The sequence below is a fragment of the Larkinella terrae genome, from assembly GCF_009668025.1.
In the GTDB taxonomy this organism is placed as follows: Bacteria; Bacteroidota; Bacteroidia; order Cytophagales; family Spirosomataceae; genus Larkinella; species Larkinella terrae.
Genome location: NZ_WJXZ01000009.1, coordinates 353476 through 369827 on the forward strand (window position 1 = coordinate 353476; position 16352 = coordinate 369827).

A 16352-nucleotide genomic window follows, 5' to 3' on the forward strand; every position below is an offset into this window, starting at 1 on the left:
GAAATGCGATCCTCTTTGACCTGTTCCTTTGTGATTTCCCTCCTGTCGTTAAGTGCCTTTGCCCAGCCCAATCCCAACCGTCCTGATTTGCGTCAGGGTGCTTATTTCAGCGAACCCGACGGCGCAAAAGCACTTCAGAATTGTGCGCTGGCCTACAATGATAAAGCATCGTGGGAAAAACGGGCGGCAATGATTCGCCAAGGCATCCGGGAAGGATTGAAACTCCCGGACAAACCGAACTTCGCTCCTCTGAAACCGATCAGCCACAGTTTGCGACAAATGGATGGCTATACCGTTAAAAATGTGGCCTTTGAAAGTTTGCCCGGTTTTTACATCACCGGAAACCTGTATAAACCAACCGGCATGTCGGGAAAAACCGCAGCAGTGTTATGTCCGCACGGCCATGTCGCCAACTCAGATGCCCGGTTTGTGGAACAGACGCAGCAACGTTGTATTACAATGGCGAAAATGGGAGCCGTCGTGTTTGTATACGACATGCTGGGTTACGGCGATTCAAAGCAGTGCGACCACAAGCTACCAGAAGCCGCTAAATTACAGACGCTTAACAGCATTCGCGCGCTGGATTACCTGACCGGTTTGCCGGAAGTCGACACGAACCGGGTGGCGGTTTCGGGCGAATCCGGCGGGGGAACCCAGACGTTTTTGCTGACCGCCCTCGATTCGCGGGTGAAGGTCTCCGTACCGGTCGTCATGGTTTCGGCTCATTTCTTCGGCGGCTGCGTTTGCGAAAGCGGTATGCCGATTCACAAACGGCCTACGTTTGAAACCAACAACGTCGAAATTGCCGCGCTGGCAGCACCGCGCCCGATGATTATGATCTCGGACGGTGGCGACTGGACCAAAAACACACCGAATGTCGAATTTCCGCATGTGCAGCGGATTTACAGTTTTTATGGGGCCAAAAACAAAGTCGAAAACGTTCACCTGCCGAATGAGAAACATGATTTTGGCCCATCTAAACGGGTGGCGGCCTACCGGTTTCTGGCCCTTCACCTGAAACTCGATTTGAACAAAGTGATGAAAAACGGGCATATCGACGAAAGCTCCAATGTCCTTCTCAAACCCACTGATTTGCAGGTTTTTACTGAGGCCCATCCCCGCCCGTCCAACGCCGTGATGGGCGATGACGCGGTCATGGCGCTGCTGAAGTAAAGCATTTTGCACTTATGACGTATGAGCAGGCTTTTCAAATCCAGTTCACGAAAAGATATTCCCGATTACGGCAATGCCTGTTGGCGGGCAAAAACACCGGGGTTTCAGAACATTTTACCGGTCAACAAAATATAACCATCTTTAAATAGCCATAATCAACAAACTATTAGGATATATTTTATATTTCCTCAGAATCTTATTTTGATTTTTCAAAAATCATAGTAGATTTATTCCGGCCGCATAAGTAAAGTTCAGACAACCTGATCGGGTTGTCTTCCTATCATTCAACACCTTACCAAACTCCCGAATCGGGCACCCTTGTCCGGACTTGTAAGACTATGAATCGTCGAAACTTTCTACAAACGGCCGGGTTGGGTTCGCTGGCCGTTGCTGCCGGAGCTAGTTCCTGTACCACTCGAATGGGAGCGTCGTCCGCCCAGGCGATGCATCACGTTCCTAAATTAAAGCTTTCACTGGATCGGATTGTGAAGGAAACCGTGGGTCTGCGCCCGTTTCGGGCATCCGGTCCGCGAATTGCCAAAGAAACCCTGGGAAGCAAAACCATCGTCCACAATTACGGCCACGGTGGCAGCGGCTGGTCGCTATCGTGGGGAACCGGCAATCTGGCGCGCGAACTCGTTCAGACGACCGGCGAAAAAAAAGTGGCCGTTCTGGGTTCGGGCACCGTTGGGTTAGCAACGGCGCGCCTGCTGCAGGAAAAAGGGTGTGAGGTAACGATTTACACCAAAGATTTACCGCCCAATGTAACGAGCAATCTGGCTACCGGAACCTGGTCACCGGCGTCGCGGGTTTGCGACCCCAAAATCGCTACCCAGGCTTTTCATGACCAGTGGGAAACCGCCACCCGGTTTTCGTTCCGGCGGTTTCAATTTATGCTCGGAATGGACGATATTGTGTCGTGGGTGGATGAATATGGCGTCAGTAACGAACCGTTCCGGCAACAGATAGACCCGTCGATTGGCGGGGAAGTGTACCATTTGCCCGGCTTGATTCCGGAACGGAAAGAGCTGAGTCCCAGGGAGCATTCCTTCGGAGCCAGATACGTTTCCTGGCGGTCCAGTATGATGTTCAATATTCCAAGTTACCTCCATCACCAGCTCAGCACGTTCATCATGTTAGGCGGAAAATTGAAAGTTCAGGAGATTAAAAAACTGGAAGATATCGACGCCCTGCCCGAACTTTGCGTTGTCAACTGCATGGGGTTGGGTGCGAAAGAAATTTTCAATGATCAGGAATTAACCCCCATTTCAGGCCAACTAGCCTGTTTGATTCCCCAAAGTGAAGTGACTTATAAACTCAATGCGCGAGGAGCCAATATTATTTCGCGAAAAGACGGAATTTACCTGGGTGGCAACGGTATTATAGGAAACTGGGATACTACGCCCAAACGCGAGGTAACCGAGAAATTCGTCGATACGATCCAGCAGGTAATGAAAGAAATGAGAAGTTGATAAATTATTAATTTTTAGATAGTTAACCCTACCTTACTTTACATGAACTCTACTTTTGTGAGAAACATCTGTACCTTTTTAATCATCGGTTTTGCGGTATTTTCAAATGCGGTTTTTGGCCAGTCGGTTGAGGCTAAACTCAAAGAGCAGGGCATTGAACTCGCCAAACCCACGCCCTCTCTGGCCAATTATGTGAAAGCCGTGCGAACCGGAAATCTGATTTTTTTATCCGGGCACGTGTCCAACCGGGCCGACGGAACCGGCATTAAAGGCAAAGTGGGGAAAGACCTGACGGTGGAACAGGGCTATGAAGCCGCCAAATTGTCGGCTATTGGATTGCTTTCTTCCCTGAAAGCCGAAATTGGCGATCTTAACAAAGTAAAACGGGTCGTAAAAGTACTTGGCATGGTGAATTCAACGCCTGATTTTACGGATCATCCCAAAGTAGTGAACGGCTGTTCAGATCTGTTGGTAAAGGTTTTTGGAGATAAAGGCAAACACGCTCGTTCGGCAGTGGGGGTGGCTGCTTTACCATCCGATTACGCCGTTGAGGTCGAAATGATTGTTGAAGTGGAATAAAAAGCAAAAATAATTCGATCAAAATATATCATTTTTTATCATTATTGATCATTTCTGAAGTACATTTGCAGGTATTTGCAAATTTCAATTGATCAAACCCATGAAAAAGATGATTCTGATTGCCGGTCCTTATCGCTCCGGCACGAACGACGACCCGGTTAAAATTGCCGACCATGTTTCACAGATGACCCGTATAGCCCTCGAATTACTGGAAAAAGGGTATTTGCCGATGCTTGGCGAGTGGGTTGCGTTGCCGTTGATCGAAGCGGCTGGTTCACAACGGATTGGCGATGCGGTTTTTAATAAAATCTTCCATCCCGTAGCCATTGATCTGCTCTCCCATTGCGATGCGGTTTTGCGCATTGGCGGGCCTTCGCAGGGAGCGGATGAAATGATGACGCAGGCCCGCCAGCGGGGAAAGGCGGTTTTTAAGTCGATGGCGGAGATCCAATTTTAAAAGAAGTCAATTTTGTGCAGCATTTGCCGGGAATGAATGGCCATGAAGCTTCTTTTCTTAGCTTTGTTACCCTTAACTGAACGCTGCCCATGAAATTTTTCCTTCTACTTCTGATCTCTATTTCCTTGAACGTAATCGCTAATGGGGCGGCCCCCGGCGATACGCAAATCGCGATTGAAACCCAGCACACGGCCCTAGTTATCCGGGTCAGCAAAGATGGCGATCCGACCATTATTCACCTTGGCAAACGACTTCAAAATGGAGCGGATTACGCCCTATTACCAGACAACGAAAAGCACGGGGAAGATTACACGAAGATTTACAATTCCGTTTATACCCCGGCGGGTGGTCGAAACTTGCTGGAACCGGCGCTCCAGGTTTCCCACGCCGATGGAAACCCCTCTTCCGACCTCAAATACGTTCGGCACGAGACCCAGAATGTCGCAGATGGCGTAGTTTTGACCACGGTTTTCCTGAAAGACCCGCAATATCCGTTTGAAGTGAAGCTGTATTACAAAGCTTATCAGAAAGAAGATGTGATCGAACAATGGTCAAGTATTCGTCATACGGAGAAAAAAACCGTTCGTTTGCAGAAATACGCTTCCGCCAACCTCTACATTCCGGCGCAACATTATTACCTGACGCACTTCCATGGCGATTGGGCGCGGGAAATGAATCCCGAAGAAATTCCGCTGACGGCCGGTCTAAAAGTGCTCGACACCAAACTCGGAACCCGGGCCGATCTGTTCCAGCCGCCCTCCTTTCTGCTGTCGCTCAACAAACCGGCGGAAGAGGAAACCGGTGAAGTCATTGCCGGAACGCTGGCCTGGTCGGGAAATTATCAGATTCAGTTCGAGGTCGATCCGCTGCGAAATCTGCGGCTGATTGCGGGTATCAATCCCTACGCTTCGGAGTACATGCTGGCGCCGGATAAGGAGTTTGTGACCCCGGCTTTTCTGTTTACGTACTCAAACGCGGGTAAGGGACAAGCCAGCCGAAATCTGCACCGCTGGGCCCGGAAACACCGCATTCCGCAGGGCGAAGGAAACCGGCTAACGCTGTTAAATAACTGGGAAGCGACGTATTTCGACTTTAACGAAGAAAAACTGACGGCTCTGTTCAAAGACGGCAAAAAATTGGGCGTCGATTTATTCCTGTTAGATGACGGCTGGTTTGCCAATAAATACCCCCGAAACGACGACCATACCGGCCTCGGCGACTGGCAGGAAAACAAGCAGAAACTCCCGCACGGATTGGGATATCTGGTCAAAGAAGCCGAAAGCGCGGGCATCAAATTCGGCATCTGGCTGGAACCCGAAATGGTCAGTCCGAAAAGTGAATTGTACGAAAAACACCCCGACTGGGTGATTAAACTGCCCAACCGCTCCGAATACTATTTCCGTAATCAGCTGGTCCTGGATTTGTCAAATCCGAAGGTGCAGGATTTCGTTTACGGTGTCGTGGACGGTATTCTGACGAAAAATCCGACTCTGGGCTACATCAAATGGGATTGTAACGCGGTGATCTACAACGCCTTCTCGGCCACAAACCCCAACCCTTCCCACCTCTTCATCGAATACGTTCAGGGACTTTATAAAGTGATGGAGAAACTGCGGGCCAAATACCCGACCTTGCCTTTAATGCTCTGCTCCGGCGGGGGTGGCCGGGTAGACTACGGCGCACTGAAATACTTCACGGAGTTTTGGCCCAGCGACAACACCGACGGCCTGGAGCGGATTTTTATTCAATGGAATTACTCGTATTTTTTCCCGGCCATCGCCACCTGCAACCACATCACCGATTGGGGGAAACAATCCATCAAATTCCGGACGGACGTCGCCATGATGGGCAAAATGGGCTACGACATTGTCGTGAGCAAACTGGATGAGAAAGAGTTGGCATTCAGTCAGCAGGCGCTTCAAACCTACAACCGCGTCAAAGACGTCATCTGGAAGGGCGATTTGTTCCGGCTGGTTTCTCCCCAAACCAACGACATTGCATCGGTGCTCTACGTCAGCGAAAAGCAGGATAAAGCCATGTGGTTCAGCTACCTGGTCGGAAACCGGTACCGGGAAGGCAGTCAGGCGCCCATCAAACTGCGGGGCCTGAATCCGGAAAAGAATTATAAAATTCTGGAAGTGAACGTCTATCCCGGAAGTAATTCGCCGATCAACCGCAACCAAATGGTTTATTCGGGTGATTATTTAATGACGGTCGGTTTTAATCCGTCCGTCGATGCGAGACGGCAAAGTGTGGTTTTGGAAATTACGGAAGGTAATTAAGGGATTGATTGAGGTACCCGGTTATTTTTTAACCACAAAAAATTGCCCTTTGGGATAAAATCTTCGTAGGTAAACAGGCAGGAAAGCGCATTTGAGTTCCGGAGGAACACCATCTTACGTACTTCATAGATTGCGTTTCTTCAGAACTCGAACGCTTCAGATGTCCTGCCGGGTCCGCCAGATCTTCTTTTCTAAACCAGAAAAAACCGCTCATCCCGACCATTCCCCGATCAACAAGTATTATACATACATTTAGTGAATTTATAAATCCATTTTACATACATTTAGTGAATAAAATGGGCTTATGGTTTACTGTTTGTGGTATACAGTTCACCAATATTTTAATAAAAAACTAATAACCAGATAGTTACCAAAAAATTTAAGCCATAAACGTTAGGCGCCACACCTTAAACGATAAACGCTGTACATGAAAGGAACCAATCTCGGAGAATTTGAGGAGTTAGTCTTGCTGACCAGTGCGGCGCTGGTGAACGACGCGTACAGCGTAGCCATTTGCGACGAACTGGGCAAATACACCGGACGGGTGGCCAAGCTGGGCGTTGTGCATGCGGTTTTGAATCGGCTGGAAGAAAAGGGTCTAGTGAAAAGCCACATGGGCGAAGCGACCAGTGCGCGGGGCGGCAAACGCAAGCGGTTTTACGAAGTAACGCACGCGGGAAAAGTTGCCCTGACTCGATCAAAAGAAGTTCGCGAAGCACTCTGGCGAATTATTCCCGGTTTCAATCTGGAGGGTTCCGTATGAAAACACCGACTCAAAAACTCCCGGAACCGCCCCGCTGGGCCCGCAATCTGCTCCACTGGTACTGCCGCCCCGACCTGCTCGAGGATCTGGAGGGCGACATGAACGAATATTTTGAACGCAACCTGAAAACCAAAGGCATCCGGCGCGCCCGCTGGATTTATATTCTCGATGCGCTGAAATTTTTCCGCCCCTATACCGTCCGTAAACCCGAATTTTTAAACCTTCTCATTCATTGGCTCATGCTCGGCAGCTACTTCAAAACCTCCCGGCGCAGTCTCGTGCGCAACAAATTATTTTCAGCCATCAACATCATCGGGCTGGCGGTCAGCATGTCCGTCGGCCTGCTGGTCATCGCCTTCCTGACCGATCTGTTTTCCTACGACCTATTCCACGAAAAAAGACACCGAATCTACCGAATAGTAACCAAAACCGAGGGAGACGACAAACGGACGATGGATCTGGCGTCCACTTCGCTGAAAGCCGGTTACAAAATCCGGGAAACTTTTCCGGGGATTGAAGAAGTATCATTGATCCGGCGGGGGTTCTACAGTGACGCAAAGGTCAGCGACGAAACCATTATTCCCCTGGAGGCAACCTGGGCTGATCCGTCGTTTTTGAAGATTTTCACATTTCCGATGCTCAAAGGCAATCCGGCCACGGCACTGAAAGAACCGTATTCGCTGGTAGTCACCGAAAAAACCGCACTAAAACTGTTCGGAAAAACGGAAGCGCTGGGGAAAACCGTCCGGTTCGACACCACGAATTACACGGTTACGGGCGTTCTGAAAGATATTCCCAAGCTGTCGCACATCCGGTTTGAGGCCCTCATTTCGCTGGCGTCGATGCTTGGCCAAAAGGCAGATTCCGACGGTGGTATCCTGGATTGGGGCAATATTTACCAGAATTACGTGTACCTCACGCTCCCCGAAACCGCTAACCTGCAAACCGTTCAGGCCAATCTCGACAAACTGAGTGCCACCGAAAATAAACAACTCGAACACCAGAAAATTACGCTGTCGCTCCAGCCAATGGACAAAATTATTTTTGGCGGACGGCTGTCCAACGAAATTGGCGTTAACTTTCCCAAACCGGTGGCCTGGGTGTTGATCGGGCTCGCACTGGTTGTAATCCTTTCCGCCTGTTTTAATTACACGAACCTTTCGATCGCCCGGTCGATGCGACGGTCGCGCGAGGTCGGGATTCGTAAAATAGTGGGCGCTTTGAAAAACCACGTCCTGGGACAGTTTATGGCCGAATCGGTGATCATTTCGGTGATGGCGCTGATCTTTTCGTTTGTTCTGTTTCTGATCCTGCGCACGCAGTTTATGGCATTGGCCCCCCAATTGTCCGACCTGGTAACCCTTGATTTATCGCCCCGGCTAATTCTTTATTTCCTGCTGCTGGCGGTGGTGGTTGGCCTGGCGGCCGGTTTTTTACCCGCCTTGTTTTTTTCCCGGATTCAGGCTGTTCAGGTTCTGAAGGATGCTTCGTCACTCAAGGTGTTCCGGCATATTAACCTGCGCAAAGCCCTGATTGTCATCCAATATACATTTTCACTGATGTTCATCACCACAACGCTGATCGGCTATAAGCAGTACCGTGGTTTTCTCTCTTTCGACCTCGGATTTACCACCGAAAACATCCTGAACATTCGGATGCAGGGAAATAAAAGTACGCTGCTGAAAAAAGAACTGGCCCAAATTCCGGCGGTCAATCAAATCGCGACCTCGCGGATGATTACCAGCCTGGGTAGCATTTATGGAACGCAGTTAAAATACAAGACCAAAAGCGTGCATGATTCGGCGATGGTCTGGCTCAATTTTGTCGATGAAAACTACATTCCCCTCCACCACCACCGGTTTCTGGCCGGAACCAACTTTAAAAACCGTCCGACCAGCGGCAACGAGACGGAAGTCATTGTCAATGAGCAGGTTCTGAAACGATTTCACATCGTTGACCGCAACCCGGCCGACGCAATTGGCAAACAGGTGATGCTGGACAACAAGCCGCTGACCATTGTGGGGGTTTTAAAAGATTTTCATTACGGAACGATGGATCACAAAATCGAACCTACGGTTTTCCGGTATTCATCCGAAGAACCCGGCGGGTACCTGAACGTGGGCATCAAATCGGAAGATTATCCGGCGGCTTTGTCGGGCATCGAAGCCGCCTGGCAGAAAATTGATAAAATCCACCCGCTGAAGGCCACGTTTTACGACGACCAGATTGAAGAAGCCTATAAACAATTTGAAGTCATGGTGAAGGTGATCGGTTTCATCACGTTCCTGGCGATCTGCATCGCGTCGATGGGATTGTTCGGCATGGTGGTTTTCATGACCGAAACCCGGCTCAAGGAAATCAGCATCCGGAAAGTGCTGGGCGCTACCGAAAGCGGCCTGATTTTCCACCTCAGCAAAGGTTTTTTGCTGCTGCTGCTCATTTCCACTCTGGTTGCATTACCGGTTACCTACATCTTCTTCGACCAGTATGTGCTGACCAAATTTGAATATCACCAGCCCATTGGAGTCAGCGAGCTGATCATTAGTGTGTTGGTGGTGATGGCGCTGGCGTTTCTGCTCATCGGCTCCCAAACCTTGAAAGCTGCCCGGAGTAACCCGGCGAAGGTGTTGAAGAGTGAGTGAGGAAATTGTTTCGCGGAGTTAAGCGGAGTAAAAAAGAGTTAAGCGGAGAAGAAATTTAACTCTGCTTAACTCTTTATTTTCTCCGCTTAACTCCGCGAAATAATCTCCTTACCTTTTCTTAAACTTACATGCCCCGTTATCTGCCACGCGGTAGTACGACTTGTAGTTCAAAGCGTTCTTCACCATGCAGCCTTTCAGGTTCAGCAATTCGATATTTTTAAAGTCGATTGCGTGGCTTTCGCTTTGCAGAGCAATGTAACCTTCCTTCAAGGGTGTGTTGTCCAGTTTCAGCCAGTAATCCGGGTTTCCGACGTGGCCGGAGGCAAAATCGTTCTGCTTGCTGATGTAACCGCCCCCCACTTTCGTTTTCTCGTACGTCAAAACCGTATCCCCTTCGATGATGTGGTGGATGATCGAATCACCCAGCACGACGGCGGTTACGCTCACCCACTGATCGCCGTCGTAGGTTTTCGATTGCGAGTCAATGCAATGATCAGGAATCACTTTTCCGCCCATTTCGACAATGGTTCCCGGTGTGCAAAGATTGGCCGTATGCCGGACGCCCTTGCCCAAACCACCCAGGGTCTGAATCTCCAGCGAAATCGGAAAATCCTGGTCTTTGGTCAAACTCTTCGCCGACTGCGAATGAATCATGACCCCGCTGTTGCGCACATTCCAGGACGCGCCACCCGGCACCTGATCACCCAAAAACCGGTAGTCGAATTTCAGAATGTAATAGGAATACGGGTCCTTGTAATAGATGTGGCCGTATTTGTTATCGAACGTTTTGTACTGGTCGTACATGATCCGAATCATGCCGTTCTCCGCCCGAAACGTATTTTTATAGTTGACATTCAGGTCTTCACCAGCTACTTTAATGTCCCATCCGCTCAGGTCTTTCCCATTAAAAAGCTGAATCCATTCTTCTTTACTGGGGTTGTTCTTTTGAGAAAAGGCTGGAGAGAATATTAAAGCGAAAAGGCTGTATCGCAGAGTTAAGCGGAGGTTCGCAGAGATAAGCGGAGTTTCTCTGCGAACCTCATTTTTTCTCTGCTTAACCGCCGGGCGGCCCCGTTTGCGAAATAACTTTTGTAGAGACAAAATCATACGAATGAATAGTTGCAGTTGACAGGTTCAATAAGAAAAAACCGCTGGAGGTCTACTCACGCCGACCGCTGGCGGATTCGCTGACTGATTTTCTCCGGCCCGAGCTCCTCGAGGTTGGGCAAGCCAGCTTTGTATGTCCGGTGAAAAGTATTCTCGACCAGCGTCGGATACGGTTTGAAGGTAAGCCAGCGCAGCGGCCATTTTCGGAGCCAGAACGAACCTTCCAGCAGTTGACAGAACCAGGCCGCCGGTTTTTTATAGCCAAACGCTTCCCGAAGTTTGTCGTTGATCAAAGCCGCAAACGTGGGTTGCACGGCAAACCGCAGCGGTTTTGGAAACCAGCCTTCCACAATCCGAACCGTTGCGTCGGCAATGCGCCGGTTGCTCTCGGCGTACCGGAAATGTTCCGCTTCGTACCTGTCCGTAAACTTTCGTAAGTCTTCGAGCGTCTCGGGAATATCCGTCAGGTTCATCAGTTGGCCGACTTCCCGAAAAAAAAGAAAGAAAGCCCGCTCCTCGCCCGGCGTCAGTTCGCGCCAGCCGTAGCGGTTGATCCAGTTGATGGGATAGAAAATGAAGGTCGACAACACCATCAGAAAATCCTCATTCTCAATCTGATAAAAACCGTGAATGCGATTCATGTGTGTGATGGCCCGACGACCGGTTTCGGTGTCCAGTCCGTATTGCATGAACCAGGCAATCAGAATACTTGTGTCGTCGTACCGCTTCTGGCCATGCCGTTCAAACTCCCCCGTCCGCATCAGCAGCGCCGAAGTTCGCGGACTGGCGTAGGTGTGAAACAGCGCCAGTTCGAGCGCCCGCGTCACATCGAACGGAAATTCGTAGCCCACCAGCAACTGAACCATGCGCTGGTAATCCCGTTCCGGGTCCAGTTGCTGCAACTCCCGCCGAACCGCCGGATTGCGGAAAACCCCGGCTAATCTTTTGTAAACCGTATTGCTCATCGGTGAAAACGTTTAAAGTATACGGTGCGATTCTCCACTGGAAATGACGCATTGCATTCATTATTCACTGTAAAGTATTCATTTGCAACGCGCCAACCTAATTAAAAACCAGCCTCTTTTCCATACAAATACTGGTGCTCATTCCGGCGTAAGGACCGTAATTCTCGATGCGTTGGTAACCGGATTTCAGGTATAATCCGACGGCTTCCAGTTGCTTGGTACCGGTTTCCAGTCGGGCAAAATGGTAGCGTTCTTCCAGTGCCCAGTTTTCCAGTTCCCGTAAAACCCGTTCGGCAATGCCTTTTCTTCGGTGGTCGTGCGCCACAAACATCCGTTTGATTTCAACGCATATCGGATCGTCCGTCGGTCGGAAACAACCACAACCGACCGGTTGCTCATTATCCAGAATCACGACGACCCGGGCCAAATCATCCACTTTGTTAAAACCGTCGTAGAAAGCCTGATAGGGCTGGTAACGCCCCCGCAGGTCCTGATCCAGAAGCGCGATGAGGTCCCGAAAATCCGGATCCTCCGCAGTGGTTCGTTTACACGTAAATTGATTCATAATGAGATAACTACTTCACTGACCCCAATCTGCATAAATCCGTTTTAATTCTGCACCGAAAGCGGTTAATTTTTGTAATTTAGCTTCCATTCCAAACTCACTTCTTCACTATGGCCTTGTATAAACTGCTCATCAACGGCAAAAGCTACCAGACCGAAGCCGAAGCCGACACCCCGCTGCTCTGGGTCCTGCGCGATCATCTCGGGCTGTACGGCACCAAATACGGCTGCGGGATTGCCCAATGCGGAGCCTGTACCGTTCACCTGAATGGCGAAGCAACGCGTTCCTGCATGTTACCGGTTTCTGCCGTTGGTGCCTCCAAAGTTACGACGATCGAAGGCTTGTCCAAAAATGGCGATCACCCGGTTCAGAAAGCCTGGGATGCGGTCGATGTGGCCCAGTGCGGGTACTGCCAGGCCGGTCAGATCATGACGGCGGCTGCCCTGCTTAAGCGCAAACCCAACCCGACCGATGCCGAAATCGAAGCCACGATGTCCGGCAACCTCTGCCGCTGTGGCACCTACCACCGCATCAAGGAAGCCGTGAAAGTAGCCGCAAAAACAAAATAAGTTTATCGGTATCCGGTTTACGGCTCGTAAACGTATTGCGTTCATTATTCATTGTTAATTGTTCATTTGCAATGCAACAAACAACCGAAAACGGAATACCGAAAACCCATAAAACCTTCAACCGACATGACCAAATTACCCAATCATAACCGCCGGAGTTTCCTGAAAATTGCGGCCGCAACCGGCGGGGGCCTGATGCTGGGCTTCAACTGGACGGAGTCGGAGGCCGCCACACCAACCGTTCTGGTAAACGCGGCTTCGGCTGCGCCCGGTGTGGACTTCAACAGTTACCTGTCCATTAATCCGCAGGGCGTTATTACCATTCTGTCGCCGAATCCGGAAGTTGGGCAGGGCATCAAAACCGCTTTCCCGATTATCGTTGCGGAAGAACTCGACGCCGACTGGAAGAACGTCGTGGTAGAGCAGGCTCCGCTCGACACCAAAAAATTTGAACGACAGGTGGCCGGTGGCAGCGGTTCCATTCCGCATTCGTGGAAACGGCTGCGAGTAGCCGGAGCCACCGCCCGGCACATGCTGATCGAAGCAGCCGCCAAACGCTGGAGCGTGTCGGCCGCCGATTGCGCAACGCAGAAGGGTTTTGTGACCCACGCAGCCAGCAAACGCAAGCTCAGTTACGGCGAACTGGCCAACGATGCCGCCCAGATTCCGGTTCCGGCAGATGTGAAGCTGAAAGAAATCAAGGATTTCAGCCTGATCGGTCAAACGATCAAAAATGTTGATAATCCCAAAATACTGACCGGAAAACCGCTGTTCGGTCTTGATTTTCACCGCGAAGGTATGCTGATTGGGATGCTGCAGCGCCCGGCTTTTGGGTATAAAATCAAATCGGTTGATTCGGCCGCAGCCAAAGCCATGCCGGGAATCCTCCACGTCGTGACGATCAACAACAGCGTGGCCGTCGTCGGCAAATCGACCTGGCAGGTCAAAAAAGCGAAAGATGCGCTCAAGATTGAATGGGAAAAGGACGGCAATCTGGAAAGTACGGCCGACCATAACCGCATTTTCAAAGAGATGCTCGACAGCTCGAACACCACCGTCCGACGGAAAGACGGCGATGTGGAAACCGCCTTTAAAAACGCGGCCAAGGTCGTTAAAGCCGAGTACCAATGTCCGTTTCTGCCTCACAATCCGCTGGAACCGATGAACTTCTTTGCCCACGTTAAGGAAGACAGCGCGGAGCTTGCCGGGCCCAGTCAGACGCCCGAAGCGGCTCGTAATCAGGCGGCTAAACTGCTGGGTTTCCCACCCGAAAAAGTAACCCTGGAGCTGACCCGCATGGGGGGCGGTTTTGGCCGACGACTGAATACCGACTTCGCCATCGAAGCGGTACAGGTTTCCAAAGCGGTCAATGCGCCGGTGAAGGTGATGTGGACACGCGAGGACGATATGACCGGCGGTATTTACCGCCCGGCAGTCCGCTACCGGTTCGAAGCCGCTCTGGACGACAAAGGAACCCTGATCGGATACAAACTGCGGGGAGCCAGCATCAACGCCGGAAACGCCACCCGCGAAGACAACTTCCCGTCGGGCGCCGTTGAAAACCTGCTGATCGACAGCATCGACCACAAATCACCCATCACAACCGGTCCCTGGCGGGCGCCGATCACCAATTTTCTGGCGTTTGCCGAGCAGGCGTTTCTGGACGAAGTGGCCCATGCCGCCGGGAAAGATCCGGTGCAGTTCCGGCTGGAATTGCTCGACAAAGCCAAACAAAAACCGACCGGAAAGATCACTTACGACATCGACCGCATGCGGGGCGTCATTGAACTGGCTGCTGAGAAATCGGGCTGGGGCAAAAACAAAAACGTTGCGCAGGGCTTTAGCGTCTATTTCTCGCACCGCTCCTACGTGGCGCAGGTCGGCGAAGTGGTGATGGAAAAAGGAAAACCGGTGCTGAAAAAAGTGTATTCGGCCGCCGACTGCGGGGTTGTCATCAATCAGAGCGGGGCGCAGCAGCAGGTGCGTGGTTGCATCGTCGACGGAATCGGTCACGCCATGTACGGCAATATCACGTTCAAAGACGGGATTCCCGACCAGAAAAACTTTAACGAATACCGACTGATCCGGATGAACGAGGTGCCGGAAATTGAAGTCCATTTCGTCAAAAATGAAATCGACCCGACCGGTTTGGGTGAACCTTCACTCCCACCGGCGGGCGCGGCCGTTGCCAATGCTATCTTTAAAGCCACCGGCAAACGCCTTTATAATCAACCCTTTGTAACAACCGAAGTTTTCAAAGGCGTTTCGTAAAGTTTGGAACGGGATTTGAGCGGAATCGTTTAAATCCCGTTCCATCATTTACTTCGTATTCTTACTCCGTTATGCCCGCTTTGAAAACCGCCCGCCGATTTATCAGAAGGGTAAAACGCGTTTGCTGGTCCCTCAGTATATTCTTCTCATTTGGCTATCAAGGCTGCACGACCAAAGAAACACCCCAATCGGCCGACACGTCTTCCAGCGATTTTCTCTACCAATACTCCATCATCAGCGCCCTGCAGGCGGGTGTTTTCGATGGCAACCTGACGTTCGGAGAGGTTAAAAAACACGGCGATTTTGGCGTTGGCACCTTCAACCGCGTCGATGGTGAGTTGGTGATCAATCTGGGTAAACTATACCGGATTCGGTCCAACGGCACGGTTTCCGAAGTAGCCGACCGCGACAGTACCTCGCTCGCCTTTGTCAAGTTTTTCAAAGCCGACTCCAGTTTTACCATCCAGACGGCGGGCCTGACGCTGGATCAGATCCAGAAAAAAATCGCGGCCGCGCTGCCCGCCAACGAGATTCACGCCATTCGGCTGAAGGGTACGTTTGCAAAAATGACCACCCGCGCGCCCGCTCCCGCCCAAAAACCGTATCCAACCCTGAACGATCACCTGGCCCGCTCACAGGTCATTTTTAACCTGACCAACACGACAGGAGTAGCCGTAGGTTTTCTGATTCCAGCGTATATGGAAAAGGTGAATGTCCCCGGTTTTCATTTCCATTACCTCTCCGACGACCTCAAATCGGGCGGCCACGTATATGATTTTACTGCTACACAAATCACCGTGGATATCGATCGCACCAAAGGGTACTACGTCGAATTGAACACCAATACCGATTTCGGGAAAGTCACCCTGTGAATTCAGGCGTTTAAACCAACGAGTCTGATTTCTGGTCTATTTCCCCCAAATGCAACCGGAAGATTTCGTAGTCGAGGAGCTTTTGATCTGCTGAAAACCGCACGGCCTCAGCTTTGGTTGAAAACCATTGCAACTGTCCGTCGGAGTCACGGACAATAACGGGTTTACCATCCGATGACTTCTGGATGAGAATAAAATTTTTCATGGGTTCGTTTCCGAGTAACACTTAGCGAAATGGAATAGTCTTGCACTAATAATCAACGATTTAGTAAGGTACAACGTATATAGATCCAGACCAAAATATGACATATTCTGTTATTGAACGGCCCTTTCCCATTACGTATACAGGGCCGTTCAATAAAAATGTATGATCATTATTAATAATGTTTGGAAATTGGAAACTGACTAACTCAACGTTCCCATATGGCTCTGTATATCCTCCTTTGCAATGTTACGCATCATTCGGTTCAGATAAGTACGGAAGAGAATGGCTGGCTCCGCTACTTTCAGTCGTATGAAGCGGCTCTCAAATTTGCCGAAGAAAATCAACTTAAAGATTATAATATTTTCAAGAAAAAGCCCCCCAAGGCACCGAAAAAGTAGAACGTGTTTTTACCCATTTCGATTTCGCAACA

At 50.4% G+C, this 16352-nt stretch carries 15 protein-coding genes; 11 read left to right on the plus strand and 4 right to left on the minus strand.

Annotated elements, in window-relative coordinates; translation table 11 throughout:
- Positions 1–3 precede the first annotated feature (3 nt).
- From GJJ30_RS15985 to GJJ30_RS16015, 7 genes are all read left to right on the plus strand, one after another.
- Complete coding sequence (locus tag GJJ30_RS15985; RefSeq protein ID WP_154176166.1) at positions 4–1173, plus strand: alpha/beta hydrolase family protein; 1170 nt, start codon at positions 4–6, stop codon at positions 1171–1173.
- A 338-nt stretch (positions 1174–1511) separates the two neighbouring features.
- Positions 1512–2645 carry an FAD-dependent oxidoreductase gene (locus tag GJJ30_RS15990; RefSeq protein ID WP_154176167.1) on the plus strand — a complete coding sequence of 378 codons (1134 nt, stop codon included), beginning with the start codon at positions 1512–1514 and terminating at the stop codon, positions 2643–2645.
- Positions 2646–2687: 42 nt separating this feature from the next.
- Positions 2688–3224, plus strand: a complete 537-nt coding sequence (locus tag GJJ30_RS15995; protein WP_154176168.1) for a RidA family protein — start codon at positions 2688–2690, stop codon at positions 3222–3224.
- Positions 3225–3324: 100 nt separating this feature from the next.
- Positions 3325–3681: a DUF4406 domain-containing protein gene (locus tag GJJ30_RS16000; RefSeq protein WP_229313162.1), complete on the plus strand. Its 357-nt coding sequence runs from the start codon at positions 3325–3327 to the stop codon at positions 3679–3681.
- Between the two features lie 89 nt (positions 3682–3770).
- A complete protein-coding gene (locus tag GJJ30_RS16005) occupies positions 3771–5963 on the plus strand; it encodes an alpha-galactosidase (RefSeq protein WP_154176169.1) in 2193 nt (730 codons plus the stop codon).
- Between the two features lie 427 nt (positions 5964–6390).
- Positions 6391–6726, plus strand: coding sequence for a PadR family transcriptional regulator (locus GJJ30_RS16010; RefSeq protein ID WP_154176170.1), 336 nt, complete (start codon positions 6391–6393; stop codon positions 6724–6726).
- Positions 6723–9368: an ABC transporter permease gene (locus GJJ30_RS16015; protein WP_229313164.1), complete on the plus strand. Its 2646-nt coding sequence runs from the start codon at positions 6723–6725 to the stop codon at positions 9366–9368. The genes GJJ30_RS16010 and GJJ30_RS16015 overlap by 4 nt, the downstream gene beginning before the upstream one ends.
- Before the next feature lie 108 nt (positions 9369–9476).
- Here GJJ30_RS16015 and GJJ30_RS16020 read toward each other — a convergent pair whose 3' ends face one another.
- From GJJ30_RS16020 to GJJ30_RS16030, 3 genes are all read right to left on the minus strand, one after another.
- Positions 9477–10475 carry a 3-keto-disaccharide hydrolase gene (locus GJJ30_RS16020; RefSeq protein ID WP_154176171.1) on the minus strand — a complete coding sequence of 333 codons (999 nt, stop codon included), beginning with the start codon at positions 10473–10475 and terminating at the stop codon, positions 9477–9479.
- 56 nt (positions 10476–10531) lie between these two features.
- Positions 10532–11440, minus strand: a complete 909-nt coding sequence (locus GJJ30_RS16025; RefSeq protein ID WP_154176172.1) for an oxygenase MpaB family protein — start codon at positions 11438–11440, stop codon at positions 10532–10534.
- A 97-nt stretch (positions 11441–11537) separates the two neighbouring features.
- Complete coding sequence (locus GJJ30_RS16030; RefSeq protein WP_154176173.1) at positions 11538–12005, minus strand: GNAT family N-acetyltransferase; 468 nt, start codon at positions 12003–12005, stop codon at positions 11538–11540.
- 110 nt (positions 12006–12115) lie between these two features.
- Here GJJ30_RS16030 and GJJ30_RS16035 point away from each other — a divergent pair, with 110 nt between their 5' ends.
- The 3 genes from GJJ30_RS16035 to budA all read left to right on the plus strand — a co-directional run bounded on the left by GJJ30_RS16035 (position 12116) and on the right by budA (position 15717).
- Positions 12116–12574 (plus strand): (2Fe-2S)-binding protein, encoded by a 459-nt coding sequence (locus GJJ30_RS16035; protein WP_154176174.1) that lies wholly within the window; start codon positions 12116–12118, stop codon positions 12572–12574.
- Positions 12575–12700: 126 nt separating this feature from the next.
- Positions 12701–14845: a xanthine dehydrogenase family protein molybdopterin-binding subunit gene (locus tag GJJ30_RS16040; RefSeq protein ID WP_154176175.1), complete on the plus strand. Its 2145-nt coding sequence runs from the start codon at positions 12701–12703 to the stop codon at positions 14843–14845.
- Between the two features lie 71 nt (positions 14846–14916).
- A complete protein-coding gene (gene budA, locus GJJ30_RS16045; protein ID WP_154176176.1) occupies positions 14917–15717 on the plus strand; it encodes an acetolactate decarboxylase in 801 nt (266 codons plus the stop codon).
- A gap of 10 nt (positions 15718–15727) precedes the next feature.
- Here the strand turns inward: budA and GJJ30_RS16050 are convergent, their stop codons facing one another.
- A complete protein-coding gene (locus tag GJJ30_RS16050; RefSeq protein WP_154176177.1) occupies positions 15728–15922 on the minus strand; it encodes a hypothetical protein in 195 nt (64 codons plus the stop codon).
- A gap of 218 nt (positions 15923–16140) precedes the next feature.
- Between GJJ30_RS16050 and GJJ30_RS32190 the strand changes: the two genes are divergently transcribed.
- Entirely contained in the window at positions 16141–16320 is a 180-nt protein-coding gene (locus GJJ30_RS32190) for a hypothetical protein (protein WP_154176178.1), read from the plus strand.
- Positions 16321–16352 lie beyond the last annotated feature (32 nt).